Source organism: Ruegeria sp. CDSA033 (genome assembly GCF_059612305.1).
Map to the genome: position 1 here is coordinate 15,174 of NZ_JBXWQI010000016.1, position 24,225 is coordinate 39,398.

17 protein-coding genes and 1 pseudogene are annotated in these 24,225 nt (G+C 54.0%); 14 read left to right on the forward strand and 4 right to left on the reverse strand.

The window, feature by feature from the left end; translation table 11 throughout:
* Positions 1-39 precede the first annotated feature (39 nt).
* Genes speB through AC2FLA_RS17680 form a run of 3 tightly spaced genes read left to right on the forward strand, consistent with a single transcriptional unit; the run spans position 40 to position 2,661 of the window.
* On the forward strand, positions 40-999 hold the full coding sequence (speB, locus tag AC2FLA_RS17670) for an agmatinase (protein ID WP_496724068.1): 960 nt from the start codon (positions 40-42) through the stop codon (positions 997-999).
* Between the two features lie 4 nt (positions 1,000-1,003).
* Entirely contained in the window at positions 1,004-1,759 is a 756-nt protein-coding gene (locus AC2FLA_RS17675; protein WP_496723979.1) for an SDR family NAD(P)-dependent oxidoreductase, read from the forward strand.
* Positions 1,756-2,661: a polysaccharide deacetylase family protein gene (locus tag AC2FLA_RS17680; protein ID WP_496723981.1), complete on the forward strand. Its 906-nt coding sequence runs from the start codon at positions 1,756-1,758 to the stop codon at positions 2,659-2,661. Before AC2FLA_RS17675 ends, AC2FLA_RS17680 begins: the two co-directional genes overlap by 4 nt.
* A gap of 13 nt (positions 2,662-2,674) precedes the next feature.
* Here AC2FLA_RS17680 and AC2FLA_RS17685 read toward each other — a convergent pair whose 3' ends face one another.
* Positions 2,675-3,643 (reverse strand): LysR family transcriptional regulator, encoded by a 969-nt coding sequence (locus AC2FLA_RS17685; protein WP_496723983.1) that lies wholly within the window; start codon positions 3,641-3,643, stop codon positions 2,675-2,677.
* A gap of 108 nt (positions 3,644-3,751) precedes the next feature.
* Between AC2FLA_RS17685 and AC2FLA_RS17690 the strand changes: the two genes are divergently transcribed.
* The 8 genes from AC2FLA_RS17690 (at position 3,752) to AC2FLA_RS17725 (ending at position 14,583) form a co-directional block, all read left to right on the forward strand.
* Positions 3,752-4,603 carry an ABC transporter permease gene (locus tag AC2FLA_RS17690; RefSeq protein WP_496723985.1) on the forward strand — a complete coding sequence of 284 codons (852 nt, stop codon included), beginning with the start codon at positions 3,752-3,754 and terminating at the stop codon, positions 4,601-4,603.
* A gap of 12 nt (positions 4,604-4,615) precedes the next feature.
* Complete coding sequence (locus AC2FLA_RS17695; protein ID WP_496723987.1) at positions 4,616-5,422, forward strand: ABC transporter ATP-binding protein; 807 nt, start codon at positions 4,616-4,618, stop codon at positions 5,420-5,422.
* A gap of 22 nt (positions 5,423-5,444) precedes the next feature.
* Positions 5,445-6,596, forward strand: a complete 1,152-nt coding sequence (locus AC2FLA_RS17700) for an ABC transporter substrate-binding protein (RefSeq protein ID WP_496723989.1) — start codon at positions 5,445-5,447, stop codon at positions 6,594-6,596.
* A 95-nt stretch (positions 6,597-6,691) separates the two neighbouring features.
* Entirely contained in the window at positions 6,692-7,576 is an 885-nt protein-coding gene (locus AC2FLA_RS17705; protein WP_496723991.1) for an FAD binding domain-containing protein, read from the forward strand.
* A complete protein-coding gene (locus AC2FLA_RS17710) occupies positions 7,576-8,055 on the forward strand; it encodes a (2Fe-2S)-binding protein (RefSeq protein WP_496723993.1) in 480 nt (159 codons plus the stop codon). The genes AC2FLA_RS17705 and AC2FLA_RS17710 overlap by 1 nt, the downstream gene beginning before the upstream one ends.
* Before the next feature lie 45 nt (positions 8,056-8,100).
* Positions 8,101-10,458: a xanthine dehydrogenase family protein molybdopterin-binding subunit gene (locus AC2FLA_RS17715; RefSeq protein WP_496723995.1), complete on the forward strand. Its 2,358-nt coding sequence runs from the start codon at positions 8,101-8,103 to the stop codon at positions 10,456-10,458.
* A 203-nt stretch (positions 10,459-10,661) separates the two neighbouring features.
* Complete coding sequence (locus AC2FLA_RS17720; protein ID WP_496723997.1) at positions 10,662-12,041, forward strand: YjiH family protein; 1,380 nt, start codon at positions 10,662-10,664, stop codon at positions 12,039-12,041.
* 1,336 nt (positions 12,042-13,377) lie between these two features.
* Positions 13,378-14,583 carry an MFS transporter gene (locus tag AC2FLA_RS17725; RefSeq protein WP_496723999.1) on the forward strand — a complete coding sequence of 402 codons (1,206 nt, stop codon included), beginning with the start codon at positions 13,378-13,380 and terminating at the stop codon, positions 14,581-14,583.
* A 393-nt stretch (positions 14,584-14,976) separates the two neighbouring features.
* On the opposite strand, the gene AC2FLA_RS17730 is transcribed toward AC2FLA_RS17725, so the two are convergent.
* Positions 14,977-17,031: an alkyl/aryl-sulfatase gene (locus AC2FLA_RS17730; protein WP_496724001.1), complete on the reverse strand. Its 2,055-nt coding sequence runs from the start codon at positions 17,029-17,031 to the stop codon at positions 14,977-14,979.
* A gap of 303 nt (positions 17,032-17,334) precedes the next feature.
* Between AC2FLA_RS17730 and AC2FLA_RS17735 the strand changes: the two genes are divergently transcribed.
* On the forward strand, positions 17,335-19,020 hold the full coding sequence (locus AC2FLA_RS17735) for a tetratricopeptide repeat protein (RefSeq protein WP_496724003.1): 1,686 nt from the start codon (positions 17,335-17,337) through the stop codon (positions 19,018-19,020).
* 145 nt (positions 19,021-19,165) lie between these two features.
* Entirely contained in the window at positions 19,166-19,849 is a 684-nt protein-coding gene (locus tag AC2FLA_RS17740) for an IS6 family transposase (protein ID WP_496724005.1), read from the forward strand.
* Between the two features lie 53 nt (positions 19,850-19,902).
* Here AC2FLA_RS17740 and AC2FLA_RS17745 read toward each other — a convergent pair.
* Together AC2FLA_RS17745 and AC2FLA_RS17750 are read right to left on the reverse strand one after the other, a co-directional pair.
* Positions 19,903-20,163, reverse strand: a pseudogene (locus AC2FLA_RS17745) (transposase family protein); the annotation flags it as partial.
* Positions 20,164-20,198: 35 nt separating this feature from the next.
* Entirely contained in the window at positions 20,199-20,690 is a 492-nt protein-coding gene (locus AC2FLA_RS17750) for a carboxymuconolactone decarboxylase family protein (protein WP_496724070.1), read from the reverse strand.
* 394 nt (positions 20,691-21,084) lie between these two features.
* Between AC2FLA_RS17750 and AC2FLA_RS17755 the strand changes: the two genes are divergently transcribed.
* Positions 21,085-24,171, forward strand: a complete 3,087-nt coding sequence (locus AC2FLA_RS17755) for a hypothetical protein (RefSeq protein ID WP_496724006.1) — start codon at positions 21,085-21,087, stop codon at positions 24,169-24,171.
* The last annotated feature ends 54 nt before the right edge of the window (positions 24,172-24,225 follow it).

The following is a 24,225-nucleotide window of genomic DNA, read 5'->3' on the forward strand; positions in this document are numbered from 1 at the left end:
GCCAGGAATGGAACCTGTTGACACATGAAAGATCCCCAGATGAGCAGTCATGGATATGAAGGTGGGCGGTTGAATTTGCCCTTTGTTGGCATCTGCACTTTTGCCAAAGGCGATTACGTGGCGGATTGGAACGCAATTGATGCAGATGTTGCGGTATTGGGTGCACCGTTCGATTTTGGTTGTCAGTGGCGATCAGGTGCTCGGTTCGGTCCACGCGCAATCCGTGAAGCGTCGACGCTTTTTTCGTTCGGACATGGCGGAGCTTATGATTTCGAAGACGATGTCACTTACCTGCCTGCCAACACGACCAAGATTGTCGATATCGGTGATGCCGACATCATCCATACTGATACAATAAACAGTCACGCCAATATCGAAGCTGGTGTACGTGCAATTCTGAAGTCCGGTGCGCTGCCGGTTGTGCTTGGCGGAGATCATTCGGTCAATATTCCATGCATCAATGCATTTGATGATCAGGAGCCATTTCACGTCGTCCAAATAGACGCCCATTTGGATTTCGTAGATGAACGTCACGGCGTGCGATACGGCCACGGTAATCCGATGCGACGAGCGGCAGAGAAAGATTATGTTACTGGATTGACTCAACTGGGCATCCGGAACGTGTCTTCGACTGCGAAGGAAGGATATGACCAAGCCCGTGAAATGGGGTCGGATATTCTTTCTGTCAGGCATTTACGCAATCTGGGCGTTCAAGGCATTTTGGGCCGCGTGCCCGAAGGCAAACGCTACTATGTGACCATAGACGTTGACGCTTTCGATCCTTCAATCGCGCCGGGTACCGGCACTCCAAGCCATGGCGGGTTTCAGTACTATGAAGTTCTGGAATTCCTGGATGGCTTGACTAAACGCGGCACCATTGTGGGCGTCGATTTAGTGGAAGTGGCACCGGACTATGATCATTCCGGCTCAACTTCAATTCTTGCTGCGCAGATCCTGATGAATTTGATTGGTCGCATCCTGCACAACCGGACAACTTAACGTCATGGGGTCGGTCAACTACGGGTCAGAATTGATTGGTCGCCGGGCTGTGGTAACCGGCGCAGCCAACGGAATCGGCGCTGCATGTGCCAAGGCGCTTGCGTCTCATGGGGTGTGGACCGCTTGTGTTGACATTGTTCCGCCTGATGAAACCGTGGCAGAGATTGGAGCGGTTTCTGGACGGGCGGTTTCGATCACCTGTGATGTGTCGCGCGACGAAGATGTATCGGCGCTGTTTGCACAGGTGCGCCAATATATCGGGCGCATTGACTTTCTTATTCATTGTGCGGGGATCATGCATGAAAAGCCCCTGCTCGACACAAAAACCGAAGAGTTCGATCGCGTGATCGATGTCAATCTGCGTGGCACTTTTCTGGTTGGTCGTGAAGGAATTCGTGTGATGCAACCCCATGGTGGGCGGGTGATCCTGATTGCATCAGATCTGGGGTATCTCGGGCGCGAGACGTTTTCACCATATGTAGCCTCTAAACATGGTGTGATCGGCTTGATGCGATCATGGGCCAAGGAATTCGCACCAAATATTCTGGTCAACGCGATCTGTCCGGGTCCGATCGACACTGCGATGTTGTCGGCCGACCAGATGACTGAGGAATGGCGCCAGAAGGAGCTAGATATCCCCTTGTCCCGGTTCGGTGCGGCTGAGGAAATCGCAGATATGGCGGTTTTTCTGACCTCAAATTCCTCGCAGTTCATCACTGGTCAAGGGATGCACGTCAATGGAGGGAGTGTGATGCCATGATCAAGAACCCGGTTCCCTGGCCGAACGGGGCCAAATGCGCGGCGTGCGTCACGTTTGATATGGATGCCGACAGCTTAATCCACGTCGCTCACAAGACCGATGGCCATTCGCGAGTCTCGGCTCTGTCGATGTTGCGTTATGGGCCCGAGGTCGGCGTTCCGCGCATCGTCGAAACCTACAAGCGTCTTGGATTGCGCCAAACCTTCTTTGTTCCGGCCTGGTGTATCGAACGTTACCCTTCGGCTGTGGAAGCAATGCTTGAAGGCGGAAACGAGATTGCACATCATAGTTACATACATGAACACCCCAGCGAACTACCCCCTTCAGAAGAAGAGTACTGGTTGGATCGGGCGTTGGACGTAATCAAGTCGGCAACCGGGCAAGCCCCACGTGGCTTTCGCGCTCCACTTTATAATTTTTCCGATAGCACAGCAGACCTTCTGGCCGAGCGTGGCTTTACCTATGATGCTTCGTTGATGGGAGACGACGTTCCTTACTATTTGGATTGCCGCAAGGGATCTCTGATCGAATTGCCAACACATTGGGGCCTGGACGACTGGCCACAGTACGTTCAATCCGGCGATTTGGACTACATGATGCCTATCCGTGCGCCACGGGAAGGTTTCGAAACATTCAGGCAAGAGTTCGAAGCCGCTTACCGCCACGGCGGTCTGTGGATACCGGTTGTGCATCCCTTTGCGACAGGCCGTCTGGCACGCTGGGAGGTGATGAGTGCATTTCTCGAAGAGGTTTTGCAACGGGGCGATGTCTGGTTCGCGCCGATGGAAGAAATTGCCGCTCATGTGGAAAAGGTAACGGCAGATGGGACGTATTCACCACGGCGGGATCAACTGCCTTATTATGACGCGCCGGTTAGCCCGATCCCAATCAACACCACATGAAGACTTTGCGGTCTTAGGGTCTCTGGTCAGTTTCGTTATCCGCATTGATTTCTGCGATGGCGATTTCCAAGTCTTCCAAAAAGGTTTCGACAATAACTGAGCCACGCAGGTTTTTTCGGGTCACAATGTAGAATTCCGAAGTATAAATGTATACATCGCGCAGGATAGGGAACAACTTACCAGTTTCTTCCCACATTTTAGCATAGTGGTTTGGCAGAAATCCGATATGTCCTCCGGCCAACAACATGATTGCTGCCGCCTCCAAAAATTCGACAGAGGCATGATTGACACTGTGATCGCTACCCAGTGGAAACAGATCCTCACCTTCAAGATACGATCTGGTGACCTTGCGACTATCGGCAACAGCTCGGCGGATATCCGACTTTTTTGTCATGCTCGCGATCGGATGGTTGTACGAACAATACAGCGTATTTTGCTCTACATAGACTGATTTGTAGCTCAGGTTTGGCACTTGTTGGTCAAACGTTCCAAAGGCGATATCGATATCCCCATCCAGTACTGCCTTTTCCAAGTGATTTGGTGTCAAGATCGATAACCGAATCGCAATTTCATTGGCCTTGTTGTTAAGCATCTCCAGGCTGCGGATGATCGGGCTGTTGGAATCCGTAACCGTACTATCGATCAGGCCGAGCTTTAAAAAACCACTGAGTTTGCCTTTGAGCTCCAGGGTTATGTTCTGAAAATTCTCATGCGCTTTGAACAATACCAAAATCTGTTCATAGACACTCTCGCCCTTACGGGTCAGGCGAAATCCAGTACGACCCCGATCACACAATCGAAATCCAAGCCTTTGCTCTAATTGACTAATATGGCTGCTGATAGTTGGCTGACCAACATTAAGAACGGCTTGTGCATTCGAAAAGCCACGGCATTCAACAACTGCACGAAAGACATGCAGTAGGCGGATATCGGTATCGCTTAACCGGTACAATAAAAGCTCCTTCGTTACATCGATAGACATCAATGTATCTGTGAATAGCTTACAATCCTATCACTAAATAATAGCGGCCATGTTGTGAATGAGAGTTAGGCATGGAGGCCATCCATAGGCTCTGTACGGGGAAGAGAGATGTCGGACACAAGTATCAAAGCTGGAAACCCAGAATTGACCAAAACGCGCGACAAGCCAAAAAAGCTTCAGCTTCTGGTCACACTGAGTGGCAAGCAAACGATGACCTACGGTCTGATTGGCGCGCTTGTATTTTTTGGTTTGTGGGAGGTGGCGCATCTGCTGACGGCAGAAGAAGCAAAGCGATTCCTGCCTTCTCCGCTTTCTGTGGTTCAGGCTCTGATTACACTGATCCAGGAAAAAGACTATATAGCGGACGTTGGTATCTCGGCATACCGGATCTTCGGTAGTTTCTTCATTGCATGCGTCATTGCAGTTCCTCTTGGAATACTAATGGGATGCTTCGCTCCGATCCGCGCCTTGATTAATCCCGTGATCTCTGGCGCACGCTACTTGCCTGCTGCGTCTTTCATTCCTCTTCTTCTGGTGTGGTTTGGACCAACGGACAGCCAGAAAATGGCTTTGCTGGTTCTTGGCGTGGTCTTCTTTTTGATCGCCTTGATTTTGGACAACACTGAAGCGGTCGCCAAAGAGTTAATCGAAGCGGCCCAAACCATGGGCGCGTCTCGACGGGAAATCGTGATCAATGTTGTTGGCCGCGCAGCGTCCCCAGCGATCATGGATTCCATGCGCAACATGATCGCTGTCGCATACACCTATCTGGTTATTGCTGAAATCGTGGCGGCCCAGGACGGTATCGGCGCTGTGATGATGCGGGCCGGACGGTTTCTGAAGGTCGACGTCATTATGGCGGGCATCCTGACCATCGGGATTATGGGTGTTCTCACTGACATCGTGTTCCGGGTGGCGGCCCATTACGCCTTTCCGTGGAACCGGAAACGCAAAGGTTGAGGGGAGCATATTATGAAACTGAAGCGTGAAATCAGCGAAAGAGACATCATCAGCGTCAACGGAGTAACCAAGACGTACCTTGGTGGCACGTTTACCGCCGTCGACAACGTCTCCCTCAATATCAAGGAAGGTGAAATCGTTGCCTTCGTCGGCCCCTCGGGTTGCGGCAAGACGACTGTAATGCGGATGGTGGCCGGGCTGGAAACGCCGACCACTGGTGACATTCTGGTTAACGGACACGAAGTTCAGGGTCCCGGTCCAGATCGCGGCATGATTTTTCAGGCCTATACATCCTTTCCCTGGCTGACCGCGCGGCAGAACGTCGAATACGGCATGAAAATCTTGGGGGTTCCCGCAGCCGAACGACGCGAGCGCGCTCAAAAGCTGTTGGAAGAGGTTCACCTTAGTGCCGCTGCAGAAAAGTATCCGGCGGAACTGTCGGGGGGGATGAAGCAACGTGTCGCGATTGCCCGCACACTCGCGCAGAAGCCGGAAGTTCTATTGATGGACGAACCGTTTGGTGCGCTGGATGCTCAGGTTCGTTGGGAAATGCAGGAAATGATGGTCGAGATCATGGATGTCGAGAAAAAGACAGTGATCATGGTCACCCACGACATTCAGGAAGCCATCTATATGGCTGACCGCATCGTATTCTACACCCGCACTCCGGGGCGGATCAAAGAAGACGTCTATATGGATTTCAAGAAGGGCCACCGCTTTACCAGCAAGGAAGATTTGCTGAGCCAGCCCGGATACCTGGAAATCGAAAAACAAATGTTTGCCTGGATGCGCGAGGAAATTCAGCTGCAGGCCGCCTGAAATACATCACGGGAGAGGAAAAATGAAAATCAAACCCATCCTAAAAACGACCGGCAGCACTTTGGCTGTGTGTGCAGCGGCGATCGCCAGCACAGCCGGAACAGTGGCAGCCGAAGAAGAATTTACTGTCACAATGCTGTCTGTGTCGGTCTATGGCCCCTGGTTCATTGCCAAAGAGATGGGCATGGCAGACGGTGTCGATATCAACGTCAAAATCATCGAAGACATCACCGCGCGCAATGCTGGCTTGGTCAGCGGTTCCATCCAATGCATGATGACGACAATGGACTCTACGGTTGTTACCGCAGCCGCAGACGTACCGGTAAAGCATGTCGCCGTACCCCTGATGTCCTACGGGCTTGACGAAATGGTTGTCGACGGGTCGATCCAGTCCGAGGCTGATCTGGCGGGCAAGACGTATGCCGCAGATTATGGTTTCCTCAATCACATGTGGATGCTGCTTACTCTGAAAAAGAATGGCATTCCGTTTGATGGAGCCAACCACAGCATCATGTTGCCGCAGGACGCGACCGCAGCCTTTTCAAGTGGTGCGTTGGATGTAGACGTGAACTTTATTCCCTTCTCGACGCAGTCAGCCCAACGTGAAGGTGCGCATGTCCTGAAAAGCACATTCACCGACAAGACCTATGAACGCGGATTAGTATCTGACTCGATCGCTTGCTCGACTGACTGGCTAGAAGAAAAGCCCGAGGTTGCGCGTGAGGTCATTCGAGCCTGGTTCGAGGCGGTCGACTGGTGGAAACAAAACCCTGCCGAGGGCAACGCGATCGTAGCAAAAGGGCTTGATTGGCCCGAGGAAGATGTGCGGCTGACGCAGGCTGGCGCAGTTATGCTGACCATTGATCAGAATAAGGGTGCCCTTGGTCTGGGCGACGGCAAACCCCTGTGCGAGAGCATTCCTGCCGAAGCACCGCAACCGGATGGAGAACCAAGTGGTTGGGGCGTGTTGGTCGGCAAAGATGTCGACTGCCAAGCCGGCTATCTTGCGGACACGTGGAAACTTTTCAGCGACGTTTATCACGAAGCCGGTGTCGCTGATGCCACGATTTCTGCTGATGATGGAATAGATCCTTCGATCATCGAATGGCTCGATTCCGAAGGCTTTGGCGAGAAGTACAATAATAACAATTGGGTTGGCCGTCTGCCAATCTGATCACTTTTTTGCACCTAAATCCGCCCGCCTACCGGGTTGGACCTCAACAGCCGGGGGCGGTGCCGCCCCCGCATTGGACAAGTGTGGAATATGCCATGAAATCTTCATTCACCTACCAACGCGCAACAACCCCGGCCGAAGCAGTAGCCCTGCTTGCAGAAAAGGGTGGCGGGGCAAAGATATGGGCCGGCGGGACCGACATGACGCTGCATTGGCAGCAGGAAAAAACGAAACCGACAGCCTGTATCGACATTCGCGATCTGAAGGAACTTGATTACATCAGGATCGAAAGCGACGCGATCCGTATCGGCGCACTGACTTCGCTTGCAACTCTCGAGCGTTCTGCTGATCAACACCACGTGCTGGCGTCGTTGAGCAAAATCACTAAATTGATGGCGACCCCGCAGACCAGAACGCTCGCAACGGTTGGTGGTAACCTGTGCAATGCATCGCCGGCGGCGGATCTCAGCCCTGCCTTTGTCGCTCTTGATGCGACCGCGAAGATTCTTGGCGAAAACAGTTCACGAAAAGTGTCGATGTATGACTTCTTCCAGGGTGTGAACAAAACCGCATTGAACGGCGCCGAAATCCTCGAAGAGGTGACCATTCCGCTGCCCTCGGACGGAGAGGTGCACGTTTCGTATCGCCGGATCGACCGGACTGTCGTAGACATCGCGCTGGTCAACGGATCTGCTGCGGTGACCGTTGGATCAGACGGCGTGATCAGCAAGGTCGGCATTGGCCTCGGCGCTGTGGCACCGATCATCCTTAATGCGCCTGATGCCTGTGCTGAGCTGGAAGGAATGGCTCTGGCGGATGTGACTATAGACAAACTGGCCGCCATTGCCGCAACAGCTGCGAAACACGCAAAACCGATCTCGGATGTCCGGGCATCCGCCGCTTATCGGCAGGATATGGTCGAAATCATGCTGCGCCGCGCGCTGGAAGATACCATCAAAAACCACGGAGGCACGATCTAATGACTGTACTCAAAGTCAACGGGCGCAATGTCGAAATCTCTGACCGCGGGGACCGGACCCTGGCTGATGCATTGCGCAATGATCTGGGGCTGATCGGCGCCCGCGTGTCCTGTTCGGAAGGGGAATGCGGCTCCTGCACAATTCTCGTCGATGGCCTTCCGATGACATCCTGCCTGATGCTGGCGCAACAGGCCGAAGGCAAGAACATCATGACGATCGAGGGATTGGCTGATGGTGAAACGCTGCATCCCATTCAACAAGCCTTTATCGAAGAACAGGGGTTTCAGTGCGGATTTTGCACACCCGGTTTCATCCTCAGCGCTAAGGCGTTTCTCGAGGAAAATCCGAACCCAACTGCCGATGAGGTTTCTGTAGGCATGAGTGGCAACATCTGCCGGTGTGGGGCCTACCCCTACATCGTAAAGGCCGTTTTGCGTGCCGTTAAGTTAATGAACGCGCAAAAGCAAGCCGCCGAATAAGCCTGACAATTTAACAATGCGCCCCGACACGGGCGGGAGGATGATATGGTAAAACACGACAAGAGCCTCAAGGTTGTTGGCCACGGATTGCACGTGAAAGACGCGGTTGAAAAGGTAACCGGAACAATCCGTTACGGTGTCGATTACGAAGTGCAGAACATGGTGCACGGCAAGATTGTCCGCTGTCCGCACCCGCACGCCAAAATCGTCAAAATCGACACCAGCAAAGCCGAGGAGGTGCCGGGATATGTTGGCATTCTGACGCATCACGACGTCCCTCAGAATGACTGGGAAGCGGCTTGGTTCAACTATCGCGGCAAGGTGCTCGACGGAACTGGGCGGTTTGTGGGTGACGATATGGCCGCTGTCGCAGCAACCACGCCCGAGGCCGCTGCCAAAGCTGCTGAATTGGTCGAGATTGAATATGAACTTCTGCCTGCCGTGTTCGACATGGAAGAAGCCCGCAAGGCAGACGCCCCACAAATCCGGTATGAGGGCAATGAGCGCGACCCTTATGGAGTATCCTGGGGGGATGTTGACGCTGGAAAGGCAGCAGCGGACGTCACCGTTGACTGCGACATCTTCTATGAAAGCCAGCAATATGCACCCCTTGGTCGCAATGCCTGTATCGCCGAATGGATGGGGGATCGGGTGAATGTGATCACCTCATCCCAGACCCCAAGCGAATTGCGCGATGGCGTGCACGAAGCATTGGGTATTCCGCTGTCCAAAATTCGGGTGCAAGCCCTGCCAAGCGGCAGTTCGTTTGGTCAGTGGTGGTCGAACAACTTCATGCTCATTGCGGTTTTGCTGGCGAAAAAGGTCGGCAAGGCAGCCAAGATCGAGCTGGATAACGAAGAATGCATGGCCACCGTCAAGCGCCGCCACCAGGAGCGCACTCGCGGTTCGATGGGGTGCACCAAAGACGGCGAATTGACCTTTTTTGAATTTGACCACCTGATCGACAATGGGGGATATGGTTTCAAGGACGATGTGGGTTTCTTCTGTGTCGACATGTGGGGCAAGAACGGTCACGGCGATTACAGTATCCACGGCATCAACACCAACATGGTAACTGCGGGCTGTATGCGTGGGGTTGGTGACTGCACGCTTGGCGCCTCGGTAGAACGTTGCGCAGATCAACTGGCAGAAAAAGTCGGCATCGACCCGGTTGATTTTCGGATCAAAAACCAGATCGTTTCGGGCGATGAACTGCGGATGCAGCACAGCCGCCACAACCTCAAAGGTCAGGTAGACGAGTATATCAACAACGTCCCTGAACACCTGCGCAAGGATTGGCCGGAACTCTTCAAATTGTCAGCCGGTGGAACCAGGGCGCTGCTTGAGAAGGGTTCAGAAAAATTCAACTGGAAGGACCGCTGGAAAGGCTGGGCCGTGCCAACCCAATCAGAGGGCGCGCAGCGTCGCGGGATTGGCGTCGGTACGGGTGCCCATGTGTGTGGTGTGGAATTCGAAGGCGCGTCAAATTCGATGGTCCGCATGAACCCAGATGGTTCTGTCAAGGTGCATTGCGCCGTAGGTCGTCAGGGCGCGGGGGCTGAAACCACCCAAGCCATGGTTGTGGCCGAAGAACTGGGCCTGACGCTTGATCAGGTCGCGATTGAAACAGGCGACACCGACAGCTGCCCATGGAACCACGGTTCGCTGGCATCCTCGACGATGTATCGCACCGGATGGGCCAGCCGCGAAGCCGCCCGCGACGTGAAGAACCAGCTTTTGACAATAGCTGCACGCGAGTTTTTTGATGGTGTCGATCCGTCAGAACTGGACGTAGATAGTGGCGAAGTTATCCATCGGGACCCAGGGAAGCACAATCAAAGGGTTCCTTTCTCGGATGTGCTGAACGAGTTACGCTCGGATACCTTGGGTCAAACCTCTTCGATCACCGGCAGCCCGCGGGTGCCCATGCCACCTTCGACGACCTTTGCCCGTCAGTTCGGCGCGCAGTTTTGCGAGGTGGAAGTGGACATCGAAACCGGCCAAATCAAGCTGATCGATTTTCTGTGCGTTCAGGACAGCGGGACAGTGGTGAACCCTCAGGTCCTCAAGAACCAGATCATTGGTGCCGCGATCTGCGGGTCCGGCTTTGCGATCTACGAGCACATGATCTTTGACGAGGAAACCGGCGCTTTGAAGAACGGCAACTTGCTCGACTACAAGCTTCTGCGTTGTGCAGATTTCCCGCATGATGCCGAAGTTCTGTTCGTCGAAGATCCCGATCCCGTTGGGCCGTTTGGAGCACGCGGCGCAGGGGAATCGCCGATCGCCGCAGGGATCGCAGCCGTCGCACAGGCTGTCTACAATGCAACCGGGGTCTGGGTGGATATGCCAATGACGCCTGAACGCGTTGTATCGGCCCTGAAGGCCGCATCTGCCAGCTAACCATACACAAAGCGGGGCTCCTCTCCCTCCCCAGTTTCGCTTTGTTAGCGTCCGTTCTTTGTAAGAGCGGACGCATCAGCCTCGACATGGCTGCCCTTACCGTAGGAACCTGTGGTCCTTCTTGTCGTTCGATTGGGACCTTTAGAAACATCAGATCACCATGGATCCGGCCATCCTAAACCGAATTTCCCCAGGAGGAACGTATGCACCAGAGTTCAAATTTGCGCACGGAAAACGACGCGGAGACCATTTCCATTTCTGCTGGTCTCCTCCTCAAAAGCATCGTGCCATCGTTGATCGGCCTGGTTCTGTTCATGGTTCCGCTCAACATAGGCGGGGAATACACCATACCACTTGTCTATTTTGCCAACTCGATCGTCGGTGTTCTTGGCAAGGCTATGCACTGGATTCTGCTGCTGGTTCTTACGATATCCTTCGTGTTGCCCATGGTGATGCGTTCGAAGTCTGCGTCGAATGACCTCTCGTCTTGGTTGACCCCACTGATCAATGTCACTTGGTTCACAATCCTGGTGCGTGCTGTCGGTGCCATTTTTCTGATCTCGGTGATGTTTAAAGTCGGACCCGAAGCGATCTGGAGCGAATTCACCGGAGAAATCATAGTCGATGTGGTGATCATCAAGCTTATGGCCATCTTGTTTCTGGCCGCGCTTTTGCTTCCAATGCTGACTGAATACGGATTGATGGATTTTGCCGGCGCGCTGTTGGTAAAGCCGTTTCGCACCCTTTTCCGGCTTCCGGGACGCGCCGCTGTCGACAGTATGTCCTCGATTTTGGGTTCGGCTTCCGTTGGTATCATCCTATCCAGTCGTCAGTACGAGATGGGGCTTTATACTCGCCGCGAGGCTGCCATCATTGCCAGCTGTTTTTCAATGCTGGCCATCCCCTTCTCTGTCGTTCTGGCGGATATCGCTGGCATAATGGATTACTATGTTCAGTACTATCTGACGTCGATCGGTATTTTGCTGATCCTGGCGATGATCTTGGCGCGAATTCCGCCGTTGAGCTTGATCGAAGACAGTTTCTACAATGGTATCGACAATCGGCCCGAAGAGGTTTCCACAGATGGCCACATGTTCGCGCGCGCTTGTTCGGCGGCACTCGAACGCGCCAATTCCGGACCCGGTGTCGGCATGTATTTTACCAACAGCATAAGGGACTTGATTGGAATGTGGTGCAACATCCTGCCACCGGTTCTGACCTTTGCAACAATTGCTATGGTGGTGGTGGAATACACGTCCTTCTTCCAGTGGGTTGCGGTGCCATTTGTGCCACTGGTTCAGCTACTAGGGTTGGAGTTTGCGGCGGACACCGCGACTGCGGTTGTCACCGGCGTGGCAGACCCGCTGTTCCCGGTCCTGATCGGCGCCGACATCCCGGCAGATGTCAACCGGGTAGCAATTGCAATCATGGGCTTGGTTCAACTGATATTTATGACGGAAACCGGCGTCGTCCTGATGAAAAGCAAGATAGACTTCAGGCTCTGGCGGTTGGCCACGCTGTTCATGCTCAGACTGGTCATCGGCTTCCCCCTGGCCGTCGCCGCTGCGTATCTCATCGTTTAAATGTGGAGGAAGAGGCGCAACTGACCCAGAGGCCCATTGTTGTAAGCTATGCTAAAATTGTGATTTGCACGATGATGTGTTGGATTCCAACCTCTTAAGGCATCAGCAACTGTATCTGGTCTCGTTGCATAAGTCAGTTGACTATCAAGCTTCCACATACCAGCTCCTGCTTAGACACACGAAGCTCGATGTCATCGCGCGCGGCCTTTGCATCTTTAGTTGTCTTCAATTTGGATAACTGCCTGATGCCCGACATGCCTAACGTCATAAGCACCAAATGTAACTCATTCTTGGAAAACGAAGATTGCAGCTTATTTTTGCTTAAAGGAGTGCAGGGTAATTGCATTAGAACGCTCTGAAAATAATGCGGCTACACTCGTGGTCGGACAGCAAGCACATTTGAGAGTTCATCACGCAGATACCAAGGTCATTGTATCTTACATCAAACCCGGAACTTGAAGTAGTTGAATCGCAGTGAATACGTGTTCTGAGCGGACTTTTGGCACATGGATACCGCCCTAACCTGACAGTATGTTGACAGATTGTAGATTAAGCATGTGAGATTTTTTCGTGTCCGATGTGTGTCGTGAACGGTCATTGACGAGATAATGAGGGACAGCGGCTTCGTTCCGCGCCTCGATGGTCTGACCAAGTTGCAGCGAAAAAGTGGTCTCGGTTCGGGCGAATTCGACACCCGCGAACGACCGGATTGGTGGCTTTCGCTGCGTCGCAACAAAAATCGTGTCGCAGATGCGAACGGATGCTGAGTCAGCAACATGCCGAAACATCAATGACTGCAAAGTCCGCATCCGCTGAATTCGCAGACGTCTAGATTTTGCATTTGCTGCGAATGTCAGCAAAGCGGGCGCGATGGCAGGATTTCGATGCCGTGCTGAATGTCGGCTAAGGGCCGGCTTTGAACGTCACCGGCACAAACCCGCGCAAATGGGCTACTGGCGGCCAAGATATCCAATACGGCAATGTCACCAAGTCACTTCAAATTTGCAGTCGGCCTAGGCCGATTTGTTCTTTGCCTTTTTGCCTGTCTTAGTTGGCCGCTCCCCATGTTGTCCGGCAGTTCCGTTTAGCGCTTGACGCCAAGCAGGATTCTTGACGGGGTTTGCGCCCGGGCGCCTTGCCTTGGGCTTTTTTGATTTAGGCATTGGGTGTCCTCTTTTGGTTTCAGGCAGGCTTATTAGGTTTGAGACCGGATTGATACCACCCAGTTCGGGCTTGGGCATGATATTGGGCAACAGGAACCGAAGCAGTCTAATCGTACCTCCAGGTGAAAACTCTTTTGGCTTGCTTTGCCGGTGTTCCCGTTCGATAGGGCGGTATGTTTAAGAACCGAGCTATTGTCTTCATTCTTCTAACGCTGATGATCGACGCCATCGGCATCGGTATCGTGTTCCCCATTATGCCGGATTTGATGGATCGGGTTGGCGCGGGTGATACCGGGCAAGGTGCGCTTTGGGGTGGGTTGCTGATGGCTGCCTATGCAGGGGCGTTGTTCCTGTGTGGACCCATTGTCGGAAGCATTTCAGATGCAGTTGGCCGCAGGCCGATATTGATTGCGGCGCTTGTCATGCTGGCACTGGATTATGTGATCATGGCCATGGCGGACAGTTTTTGGCTTCTTCTTCTCGGGCGGACCCTCGCAGGCCTTGCAGGGGCGACCTATATCACTGCTACTGCCTATATTGCCGACATATCTTCTCCTCGGGAAAAGGCGGCTAATTTTGGCCTAATCGGCGCGGCATTCGGGATCGGCTTTGTACTGGGACCAGCCGTGGGTGGCATTGCTGCAGAAATCAGCATCGCGGCACCGTTTTGGATTGCGGCTGTTCTGTCGGCGAGCAACGCCTTGTTTGGTTACTTCGTGCTACCAGAAAGCCTGACGCCGGAAAAACGCCGCCCTTTTGGGAAGCGCGACCTCAACCCATTCAAATCGATCTTCGATGCTTTCCGCTTGCCAGGCCTAGCTGTGCCCCTGCTTTGCATTTTTATCTTTGAGTTTGCCAATATGGTCTACCCAACGCTTTGGGCCTTCTGGACGCGCGAAGTATTCGACTGGCCGACACTCTATATCGGACTGTCTCTTGCGGCCTACGGCGTGCTGTTGGCTTTGGTCCAAGGGGGGTTAATGCCTATCTTTATCAGGTGGATCGGGGATTTCCGCACGCTGATGTTGGGCATGACTTCGGCCCTGATCGGGATGATCGGCTTTGGCTTCACCGGTTCGGTTGTGGCCCTGATCATCTTCCTTGTTCTAGCGGCGTTGTCTGACCTTGTACCAGCGTTGATGACCGCGATGGCATCGAACCAAGTAGATGAAGATCGGCAGGGAGTCGTGCAGGGCGTTATTGCGTCGCTGTCATCCGTTGCCGCAGTTTTATCTCCCTTGGTGATGACCGGATTGTTTCAGATATCCGTTGATGGGGCAGGCTTATATTTCCCGGGTGCACCGTTCCTTTTCGCGGCCGCACTGATTCTGCTGATGATGCCTCTGGTGATCCGATTGCGGGGGCATGCCTCTGTTTGAAGGTCAATCATTTCAGAACAACTTTGCTTCAGCGGGTTATGGCGGTTTTGTCCGCTATGTGTGAGTTCAGCGACCCCAAGATTTTGCAGTTGCGGCGAAGGTCCGGTTCAGCGGTGCTGCATTGCAGCTCTCTGATGTCTCATGGAAGACCACTCCGGGCCGCTCTTCGCAACCGTAATCTTGTCAAGGTTAGGGAATATTGTTTTGCCTCTGTGGTCGGCAGAGACCCCACAGTAGCCGATGCTGTACCTCCAGAAAACGGTCGCATTGTTAAATCAATGCGACCGTTTCGAGGAAGAGGTATCCCAGACCAACATTTAATTCGGGCCCGAACTTCTCATGTGGCCAAAACACGGGTCGATCTGGGATAGCTCGCCCAGATCGACGCGGAGATTAGCCTCCGTTTGAATTCGCCAACGGAGGCTGGGCAAAATCATTTGTCTGGGGCGTAAGGTCCTTGGCCCCGGTGCCAGGCATCAGTTCAAAGCCTAGATCGAACTGGTCCAATGTGGATGCCAGTTGTGCCACAACATCCGTGTTGCCTTCGGACTGTGCCGTACCGTCCACCAGAAATTTGGTGAGCTTGCTCTCACCCGTCATGACCTTTTCCAGATCGGCCCGGTTCAAACTGATTGACAGATCCGCATTCGGGGCTGTCTGGTCGATGATGTGGGTCAATGTGGCGTTGCTCATCTCGACCACGATGTTCTCATCCCGGTCGGGAATGGAAAGGTTGATGACAAACTCCATATCCGCCGCTTTTGCGCTGTTGACGCGAATGGCGATGAAATCCAGCCACATCGACGTTTCCATTGCCCGAATGGTGTCGGGGCCCGTGGTTTCGATGGTGGCGCCTTGCGGGATGCCATTGCGCAGTTCATAGGCGGCACCCAGGAACGAGTTGCGTACGGAGGGGCTTTCTTTCTGGTATCCGATCTGTTCGAACGCATCGGCCAGCAAATCCTTGGCTTGCTGGTTGTCCGGTTCTGCATAGACCAGTTTGTTCAGAATTTCAGTGGCATGCAGGTATTGACCGTCGTCAAACAATGCCTGTCCTTTGATCAGGATCGGTTCTGCACCACCCATCATCTCGACAAACAGCGGCGCACTGTCCTTTGGGGATAGGGGGGTCAAAGTGGTCGGGTTGGCATCCCAATACCCCAGATACCGGTTGATGACCGCACGGCTGTTATGCTCGACCGAGCCATGGTAGCTGCGCGCGGCCCATTGCTGCTGCAGGCTTTCCGGCACCTCATAGACATTGTGGACCTCGTTGATGGTCACACCCTTGTTGGCCAGGTTCAACACGCCGTTGTTGAGGTTGGCATAGGTGTCGCGTTGCGCGCGCATAACTTCTTGAATGCGGTCATTGCCAAAGCGGGGCCAGGAATGAGAGGCGAACATCAAATCGGCATCTTGCCCGAATTCATACAACGCGTCGTTGATATGCTTTGACCAGCTGAGCGCATCGCGCACCAGAGCACCACGCAGGGTATAGATGTTGTGGATCGTACCGGTGATGTTTTCCGCCGCCCAAAAAGCCTTGAGATCGGGGAAATAGGTGTTCATTTCAGCCGGGGCTTCAGTGCCGGGCGTGTTCTGGAAGATCATGCGCACGCCGTCGATGGTGATCTCTTCGTAGTCATCCGAGACATAGCGGGTCGGCTCGATCAGGCCGGTGGTTCCGGCCGAGATATTCTTGCCGATAGACTGATCCACATGGCCATGCGGATCGCGCGGCAGCAGAACACCGTATTGGAAGAACAGGCGGCGATTCATCACGTTGCCGGCGTAGACGTTTTCTGAAACGGCATGTTCCATAAAGCCTTCGGGCGCGATCACCTCGACGCCATTGGCAACATCTTCATCGGAGATGACACCGCGGACACCGCCATAGTGATCGGCGTGGGAATGGGAATAAATGACCGCTTTGACCGGCAGTTCTCCGACCGTATCGTTCAGCAGCTTCAACGCGGCGGCTGCGGTTTCTTTCGACGCCAGAGGGTCAAAGATGACCCAACCGGTGTCACCCCGGATGAACGAGATATTCGACAGGTCAAATCCACGCACCTGATATATCTTGCCTTCCAGGATCTCGTAGAGGCCGTAGTTCATGTTCAGAATAGCCTGGCGTTGCAGCGATGGATGAATCGAGTCAAAGGTCTGACTTTCTTTGAGCAGGAAGTCATAGCTGCCGATATCCCACGCGACCGTTCCGTCTTCGGTTTTGATCTGACGGTAGTCTGGAACTGCAATCAGACCTTTGCGGCTTTCTTCAAAGTCACGCTGATCTTCGAACGGCAGTGAGTCACGCATCTGCTCCTGAAACTCGACAGTGAATTCCGATGGCATCTTGCCCTTGGGGTCAAAATGTTCCTGCGCGGCCCCAACACCCCCGGTCAGCATCAATAGTGTGGTGGTGAGAAGTAGTTTTTGTCGGCATGCCATGGTCAGACAGCTCCTGTCGAAGAAAATTCATTAATCGAAAGCGGCAAGGAAGCGGTTACAGAACCAACTCACGAGGGAAAGTCTAACCGTTCGCGAAGAACGGCATCTTTTCGAATACAAAGGCCGTTTCCCCGTCGCTCCGGCGCTTGCCTGCATGGCAAAGTGCTCGCCCGTGTTAGCGAAAGAAATACAGCAGAGAAGTGCGAACATGTTGCTACCTGCCGTTGAACCCTTGTATGACACCCGGAGTTGCGTGTTGATTGATTGTTTTCTTTAGATTCTTACGGGATTGGGGCTCTTCGGATGGACATATCGGAAAATGACATTCGGGCGCAGTTGCATCGTATATTGACCCATCCTGATTTTGCGGCGACACCCCAACGCCGCGCCTTTTTGTCCTACATCGTCGAAGAGTATCTGTCCGGTCGCGCTGATCAGATCAAAGGTGTTTCCATTGCTATGTCCGTTTTTGACAGGGACGAGACTTTTGATCAGCAAATCGACCCGATTGTCCGGCTTGAGGCACGACGCCTGAGACAGGATATAGATGGCTACTATGCCGGACCGGGTCGAGAAGATCCGCTTCGCCTGACCATTCCCAAGGGTGGGTACACCCCACGGTTCGAGCGTGTTACGCCGCCTGAAGACTCTCCCCTGGGAAACCGTAGCCCCCGGCGTTATCCCATCGTCGGTTTTGGCGTTGGCGGGCTCGCGACACTATGCGCCTTGATCTGGTTTGCTTTTGGTGGCTCGTGGTCAGCAAGCCCTTCAATCTCTGAGGAAACATTACCACAAGGCCCTATCGTAGCTGTACTTCCGTTTGACACGCTAGGCGATGGACCGGGTTATTTTGCCGATGGACTGACCCAGCAATTGACCAGCGAGTTGGCGCGATTTCGTGACATTTGGGTACTGCCTTTGGGCAGTGGTCAGCGATCGTCCCTTGAGGGCACCGATCTGCAGGGATTGAGGACAGAATTCAACGCGGATTACGCACTTGAAGGAAGTGTTTTCGACAAGGGCGATACCATAGTGTTGTCGGCCCGCCTCATCGACCTCAAGAGCCATCGATACGTTTGGGTAAATGACTATTCCACCGGCAGCGCCCCTAGCGAAATCTACACTGCACAAGATAAAATAATCCAGGATGTAATCGGAAGATTGGCTGGAAAATACGGAGTCCTTACACAGGATGCGATGAAAATTGCCGCCAGAACGCCGCCGAGTAACCGCGATGCCTATGATTGTGTGCTGAGTTATTACAGCTACCAGATCACAATAGACCTTGGCAGGCATCCGGCAATCAAGGACTGCATTCAAAGAACTCTGGAACAAAGCCCAGACTACGCCGAAGCATGGGCGGTGTTATCCAACCTTTATCTTCAACAAATCCGTTTTGGTCTTGGCGGCGATCGTAAAGAGGTGATCGCCGACGCCTCCGATGCAGCGCGCCGTGCAGTAGAGGTTGACCCGAACCTCGCTGCCGGACATTTGATGCTGGCCAACATGCGCTTTGTTCGCGGAGATTTTGTTGGGTTTCGCAAGGCCGGTCGAATTGCAGTTGGCCTGAGCCCAAATGACAGTTCTGTTCTGGCACACTACGGTATGAGGCTCGCCTTCAGCGGCGATTGGGCTGAAGGTCTGACCATTGTGGATCGGGCCATCGCCTTGAACCCCGTACATCCGCATTGGTACTATTTTCCGCGTATCTTTTATGAATTCGATCAGGAAAATTACCAACAGGCACTCACGGTATTGGACCAGATTGACATGCCAAACTTCCTTTGGACACACCTTTGGAGCGCAGCTTTGAATGCGGAATTGGAACGACAGCAGGAGGCTCAGTCCTCGTTGAATGAGTTATTGTTGCAACGACCAGCCTTTGCATCCGAGGCAAACAGCATTCTGTCAATCTGGCAACTGGGTGATCAGTTCGAACAGAAGCTGTTAGGCAGTCTACACAAGGCCGGTCTTGAGGTCGACAAATGACAAACGAATTCTTTTATTCTGGGCTCTGAGCGATGTTGCTTATGATCTGATCAAAAGGGATGTGTCGCAAACTTTGGGTCTGGATTGACGAGCATGTAGATTTCGAAGTTGGTTGTCCGCGTATCGTTCTCCAACAGGTTTCAGCATGATTTTCTTGAAAGGCTGTCATTTTCCCAAGGATGCGGTTTTGTACGCCGTTTACTTCTACCTGCGGCACACGGTTTCTTATCGTGACTTGGAAGAGATCATGGCTGAACGAGGTGTGCGAGTTGACCACGCCACATTGAATAGGTGGGTTGTGAAATACTCGCCGATCATCGCTGCTCGTGCGCAATCAATGAAGCGTCCAACTCAGAGTTCAAGGCGCATGGACGAAACCTACATTCGTGTGCGCAGCAAGTGGATGTATCTCTATCGAGCGGTCGACAGAGCGGGAAACACCCTTGATTTCATGCTGTCTGAGCGTAGGAACTGTCCAGCAGCAGCACGGTTCTTTGGCAAAGCGCTGGCTTCAAATGGAATCCTAAGCAAGATCGTCATCGACAAAAGTGGAGCCAACGCGGCGGGCATTCGAGAGGTGAACAAATTCCTCAATCGGTTTGGCTGCCCAGCAAAAATCCAAACGGTCAGGTCCAAGTATCTGAATAACCTGATCGAACAAGATCATCGATTTATCAAGCGTCGCGTACGGCACATGTGTGGGTTCAAATCGTTCAGATCCGCATCAGCTACCTTGGACGGCATCGAAGTCGCCAACATGATCCGGAAGCGGCAATTCCCCAGCAATACGACGTCTGGCTTCCAGCTATTCGCCGAGATCGCAGGATAGGTGTGTCCAGTAAGTCGCTGACTTTGGCCGTTTCAAATGCTTGCTACACATCCAACCCACGTGCCTTTCACTCGGATGTAAGTCTCATCCATTCTCCAGGAGCGGTCACATGGGCTTTTTCGGCGGCGCGCTGTTTCTGCAATCGCACCAGAATACCGTGTGACCCATCGGTTTAGCGTGGTGTGGTCCACTGAAACACCGCGCTCGGCCATGATTTCTTCCAGATCACGATATGATACTCCGTATCGGACATAGAAAAATACTGCGAACAGGATCACTTCCCTGGGATATTGTGCGCCTTTGAAAGAGATCATGGTCCGACTTTCGACTTAAAAATACCGATAGTCATTCACCCGCTGGTGGCGCGAGCGTCAATGGCCAAAAATTTGCAACAGATCCGTTTTGGATCAATGCCATAGGCGCGGGCAAATACAGTATGCGCATCGTGACAATAGGAGCAGACATTCAACCCGGAAACGTAGGCAGCGATTAACTCGCGTTCGGAAGCGGAAAGCTCACTCTCTCCTCGCATCACAAGGCTCTCATACTGGCACCAGAGTGAAAGTTTGTCCGGAAACATTTGAAAGATGCTGCCAAGTGTTGCGTCCTCGGGAAGGGATGGAAATAGCCTCTTCATTTGATGACCTCCATAAACAATGGTGTCTAAGCGTTCGTGTTGCCCATCGGCCGCTCCAACGTCAACTTTTTCAACACTATCTCCGCGATGTGTGAATTCGTTAGCAGTTAAATTATGCGCTTGCAGCGAATGACCGCAAAGCAGGCTGCGACCGCAGAATATTGCTTGGGTGTTCAATGTCCGGAATGGGCCGTTCGGTTCCATCAATGCAAATGCCTCCTTCGAGGCTATTCCGAACGGCCTCATCTGGTGGTCCGCTTTAAGAGCAGCATGGTGTCCTTAATTTCAGCATCGACACTTTCGCCGTATGTTGTTGAATACTACTGTTTACCATCCTGCCCTCGCAGACATGCGTTGTCCTAGATGCACGAGCGGGAGACGATTGCAACTCACGGGTAGCCGCGCCCATTGACGCAGACGGCGGACTTTGCGGGAATCGGCAGTAAGTGTTACTATTGCCTTGTTGGCAGGATCGCCGATGGGTTTCTCCGGCCATCGCGCACCGTTATTTTTTGCACCAAGTATTTTTTTGCCGTTCGGCCGGGCGATCCGGGGCCTTTGGGCCAGCGTTTCAGGATGCTATTGAACGGAGGCAGACATGCCGGAAACTGTATTTGAACGCGCGCCAGACGGCGCAATCATCGGCCTTCAGCATCGTGGCGACCCACTTGCAGGGCGCACAAAGGGAACCAGCGCACTGGATGTGGCGCAGGCCTATGCGGCCGAAGTAGCAGGCCACTACCGGATATCGCCCGATCTTCTTGATCGACTGGGTGAACCTGTGACAAACAAGTTCGATCGCGAGGAGGGCAGCAAGCTTCGGCTGGAAGAAGCGAAGGCGGTCCAATCCTTTCTGATCTTCACCTTCCGTCAAACCCTTAACGGTATTCCCGTCTGGGAGCGCGGTCTGACATTGCGTATGGCTGGCGCCGACAATATAGTCACCGGATCGTCTTCGAGCATCGTTTCCGATATCGACCCCGGCAAAGTCTCCACCCCGCCGGCGGGCCGTGAAAAGCAAGCTGGCGCGGTCCTGCGCGAGGCCGCGAAACGGGCAAAGTTCACGAAGTTCAAGGTCAATGACATCCGTGATTTCGTCTACCGCTACGATGCGGGACATCGCTTGCCGCACAGAGAACCAGGCGAGATCGAAGGCGCCGAGTTGACGCCATTACCAAATATCGATCAGGTGCCAAAGGCCATCAAAGACGGCGACTGGCGTTTCGCGAGCCTTGTCCATTTCGGCTGCAAACTTCCCGACTATGGTGAGTTGAACTGGCGGGCACTAGTCGATTGGGAGACCGGCGCGGTGCTCTACATCCGACCGCTGGTGGGGTGTGTCTCGGGCTATGTCTTCACCGACGACCCGATATCCCTTTCGGGGGATTCTCAGCTTGATCCAACGGCGCCGGTCGCACTTTTGAATGCACAGCGCGAACTGGTGACGCTGGAACGACTAATTCTGCCAGGCGGCGGCGCGCCAGTGGAGTTAAGCGGCGAACTGGTGGCAGTGCGCGATCTCGATACTCCGAACATCGCCCCACCGACTGAAAACAGTGGTGCCGCATCGGTCTTCGACTATGCCGCCGATACCGACGATTTTGCGGCGGTCTGTGCTTATTACAACCATGACTTCTTATATCGTTTCGTCCAGTCATTGGGCTTTGATCTGCCCAGCTATTTCGACGGTGTGACCTTCCCGGTGGACGTCGATCACCGCTGGTTCAATCCCGCTGCAGGGCCGGTGAACGCCCAGGCACCCGGCAATGCCATAGGCAACGGCGTCCTACGGTTTCGCTACGCTCTGGCTGCCAATGGATCCACAGTTGGCATGGCCACAGACTCGCGCGTATCGGCGCATGAGTTCGGGCACGCGGTGTTGTGGGATCATCTCAGTTCGCCCAACTTCGGCTTTTGTCATGGCTTTGGCGACGCGCTGGCCGCAATCCTCTACGATCCGCAGGGCATCGCGCCGGACCGTTTCCGCACCTTTCCTTTCAGCAACTTGATCACCCGGCGATGGGACAGGTCAGTCGCTTCGGGCTGGGGCTGGGGCGGCACGATGGACGTGGGCGGGTATCTGTCCACCGAGATCAACGCCACCACGCTGGGCCGGATCTACCGGTCGCTGGGCGGCGATTCTCTGGATCTGGACGAAAGAATCCACGCCAGCCGGTACTCAGTATACCTAATTCTGCAGGCTGTACCGCTTTTGGCAGGGATTGTGCCCAACACGGTAACCGGTTTTTCCAGCGCGTTGCAGGAATCTGACCGGAACACTGCTCTGTTTGACGGTGCCGCTGGAGGCTGGGCGCACAAAGTGGTGCGTTGGGGCTTCGAGAAACAAGCGTTGTATAGCGGAGCCCCACCGGAGGTGGACGTCTTCATTGATGACGGACGGCAGGGTGAATACCCTTGGCACCAGCAAGACGACGCCCCTAGTATCTGGAACCGGCACCGCCCAGATGGAGTCAACAGCCACGAAACACCGCGCCGCTGCGTCGAGAACTACCTCTATGTCAGGATCGGCAATCGAGGCGATTGCCCAGCCGAAGCAGTCACTTTGTCACTGGCCCGCGCGACGGAGGGCAAGGGCGCCACGTGGCCGGATGACTGGAACCCGCTGGTAGTGGGAGAACCTATCGGCCAGCCAGTGCATTGCGGCGACGAAGTGATCGTCGGCCCGATCCCATGGTGCCCTGAGGACCTGTGCGAAGAACAAATTCTTGCGAGCGTAGACGCGCCGGACGACCGCAGCAATGTCGAGACGATCGCAGGCAGTCTGCCCGTCGCGCGGCTGGCGCTCGGCGACAACAATGTAGCCATCCGCCGTATGGAGGTGAACCGCGCCGATGATGACATTGATTGCTGCAAAAAGGAAGAACCGAAGATGACCTATCGTTACGCCGTTAAATTTGTCTGCGGCTGTTCCAAGGGCCGCATTTTGTCCCCGGGTCGTTATCACACGGCAATCAACATCGGTAACGGCAGCGGAGATCCGGTGCGTTTTCGTAAACGGGTTTCTTCGGCTTTGCCAAACGAGAAACCGGGCAATGTCTCTTCCAGGACAAAAAACAAACTCGGACCTTGGGAATCGATGGAGATCGATTGCGAGGATGTGGCGCGACACCTGCTGGTGGCCGAGTGCTGTTTCCTGAAGGGGTTCGTCTTTATTGACAGTAAGACACCGTTGGACGTTGTCGCTGTCTATACTGCGGCCCATGGCGAAGGCGAAGTGGAAACCATCGATGTCGAACCGGTCGTGCCTCGGCTGATCAAACAGACGCCGCCCCCGCCTCCTCCGCCCCCGCCTCCGGAAACGGAAGAGAAGCCGGATTTGATCCCGGTGCAGCCCTTCCGGCCCGGCCCACCACCTTTCCCGGCTTGGTATTGTGAGGAACCGCGCAAGTTGAGGGTCATTGTGCGCAATATTGGTAAAGGGGCCGCTGGACCTTCGACAACGCGGGTCGATTTCTTCCAGAGCGGCGTGGTGGTCGATCTGCCAACACCAGCGCTGGCTCCAAACGGCGGTGAAACCACCCTGTCGCTCGTCTTCCCTGACGACGTCAAAGGTGGCGAACAGATCCCCTTCAAGATCACCGTCAATGTCAATCCCGCTGATGGTGTAACGGAGACAGACACCACCAACAACAGCGACTCCTCCTCTTGCGGCCTGGCCAGCTAGGGCGTGCCGTGGATAGCCCGGGCCTGTATCGGCCCGGGCTGCGCGGCCACGAAT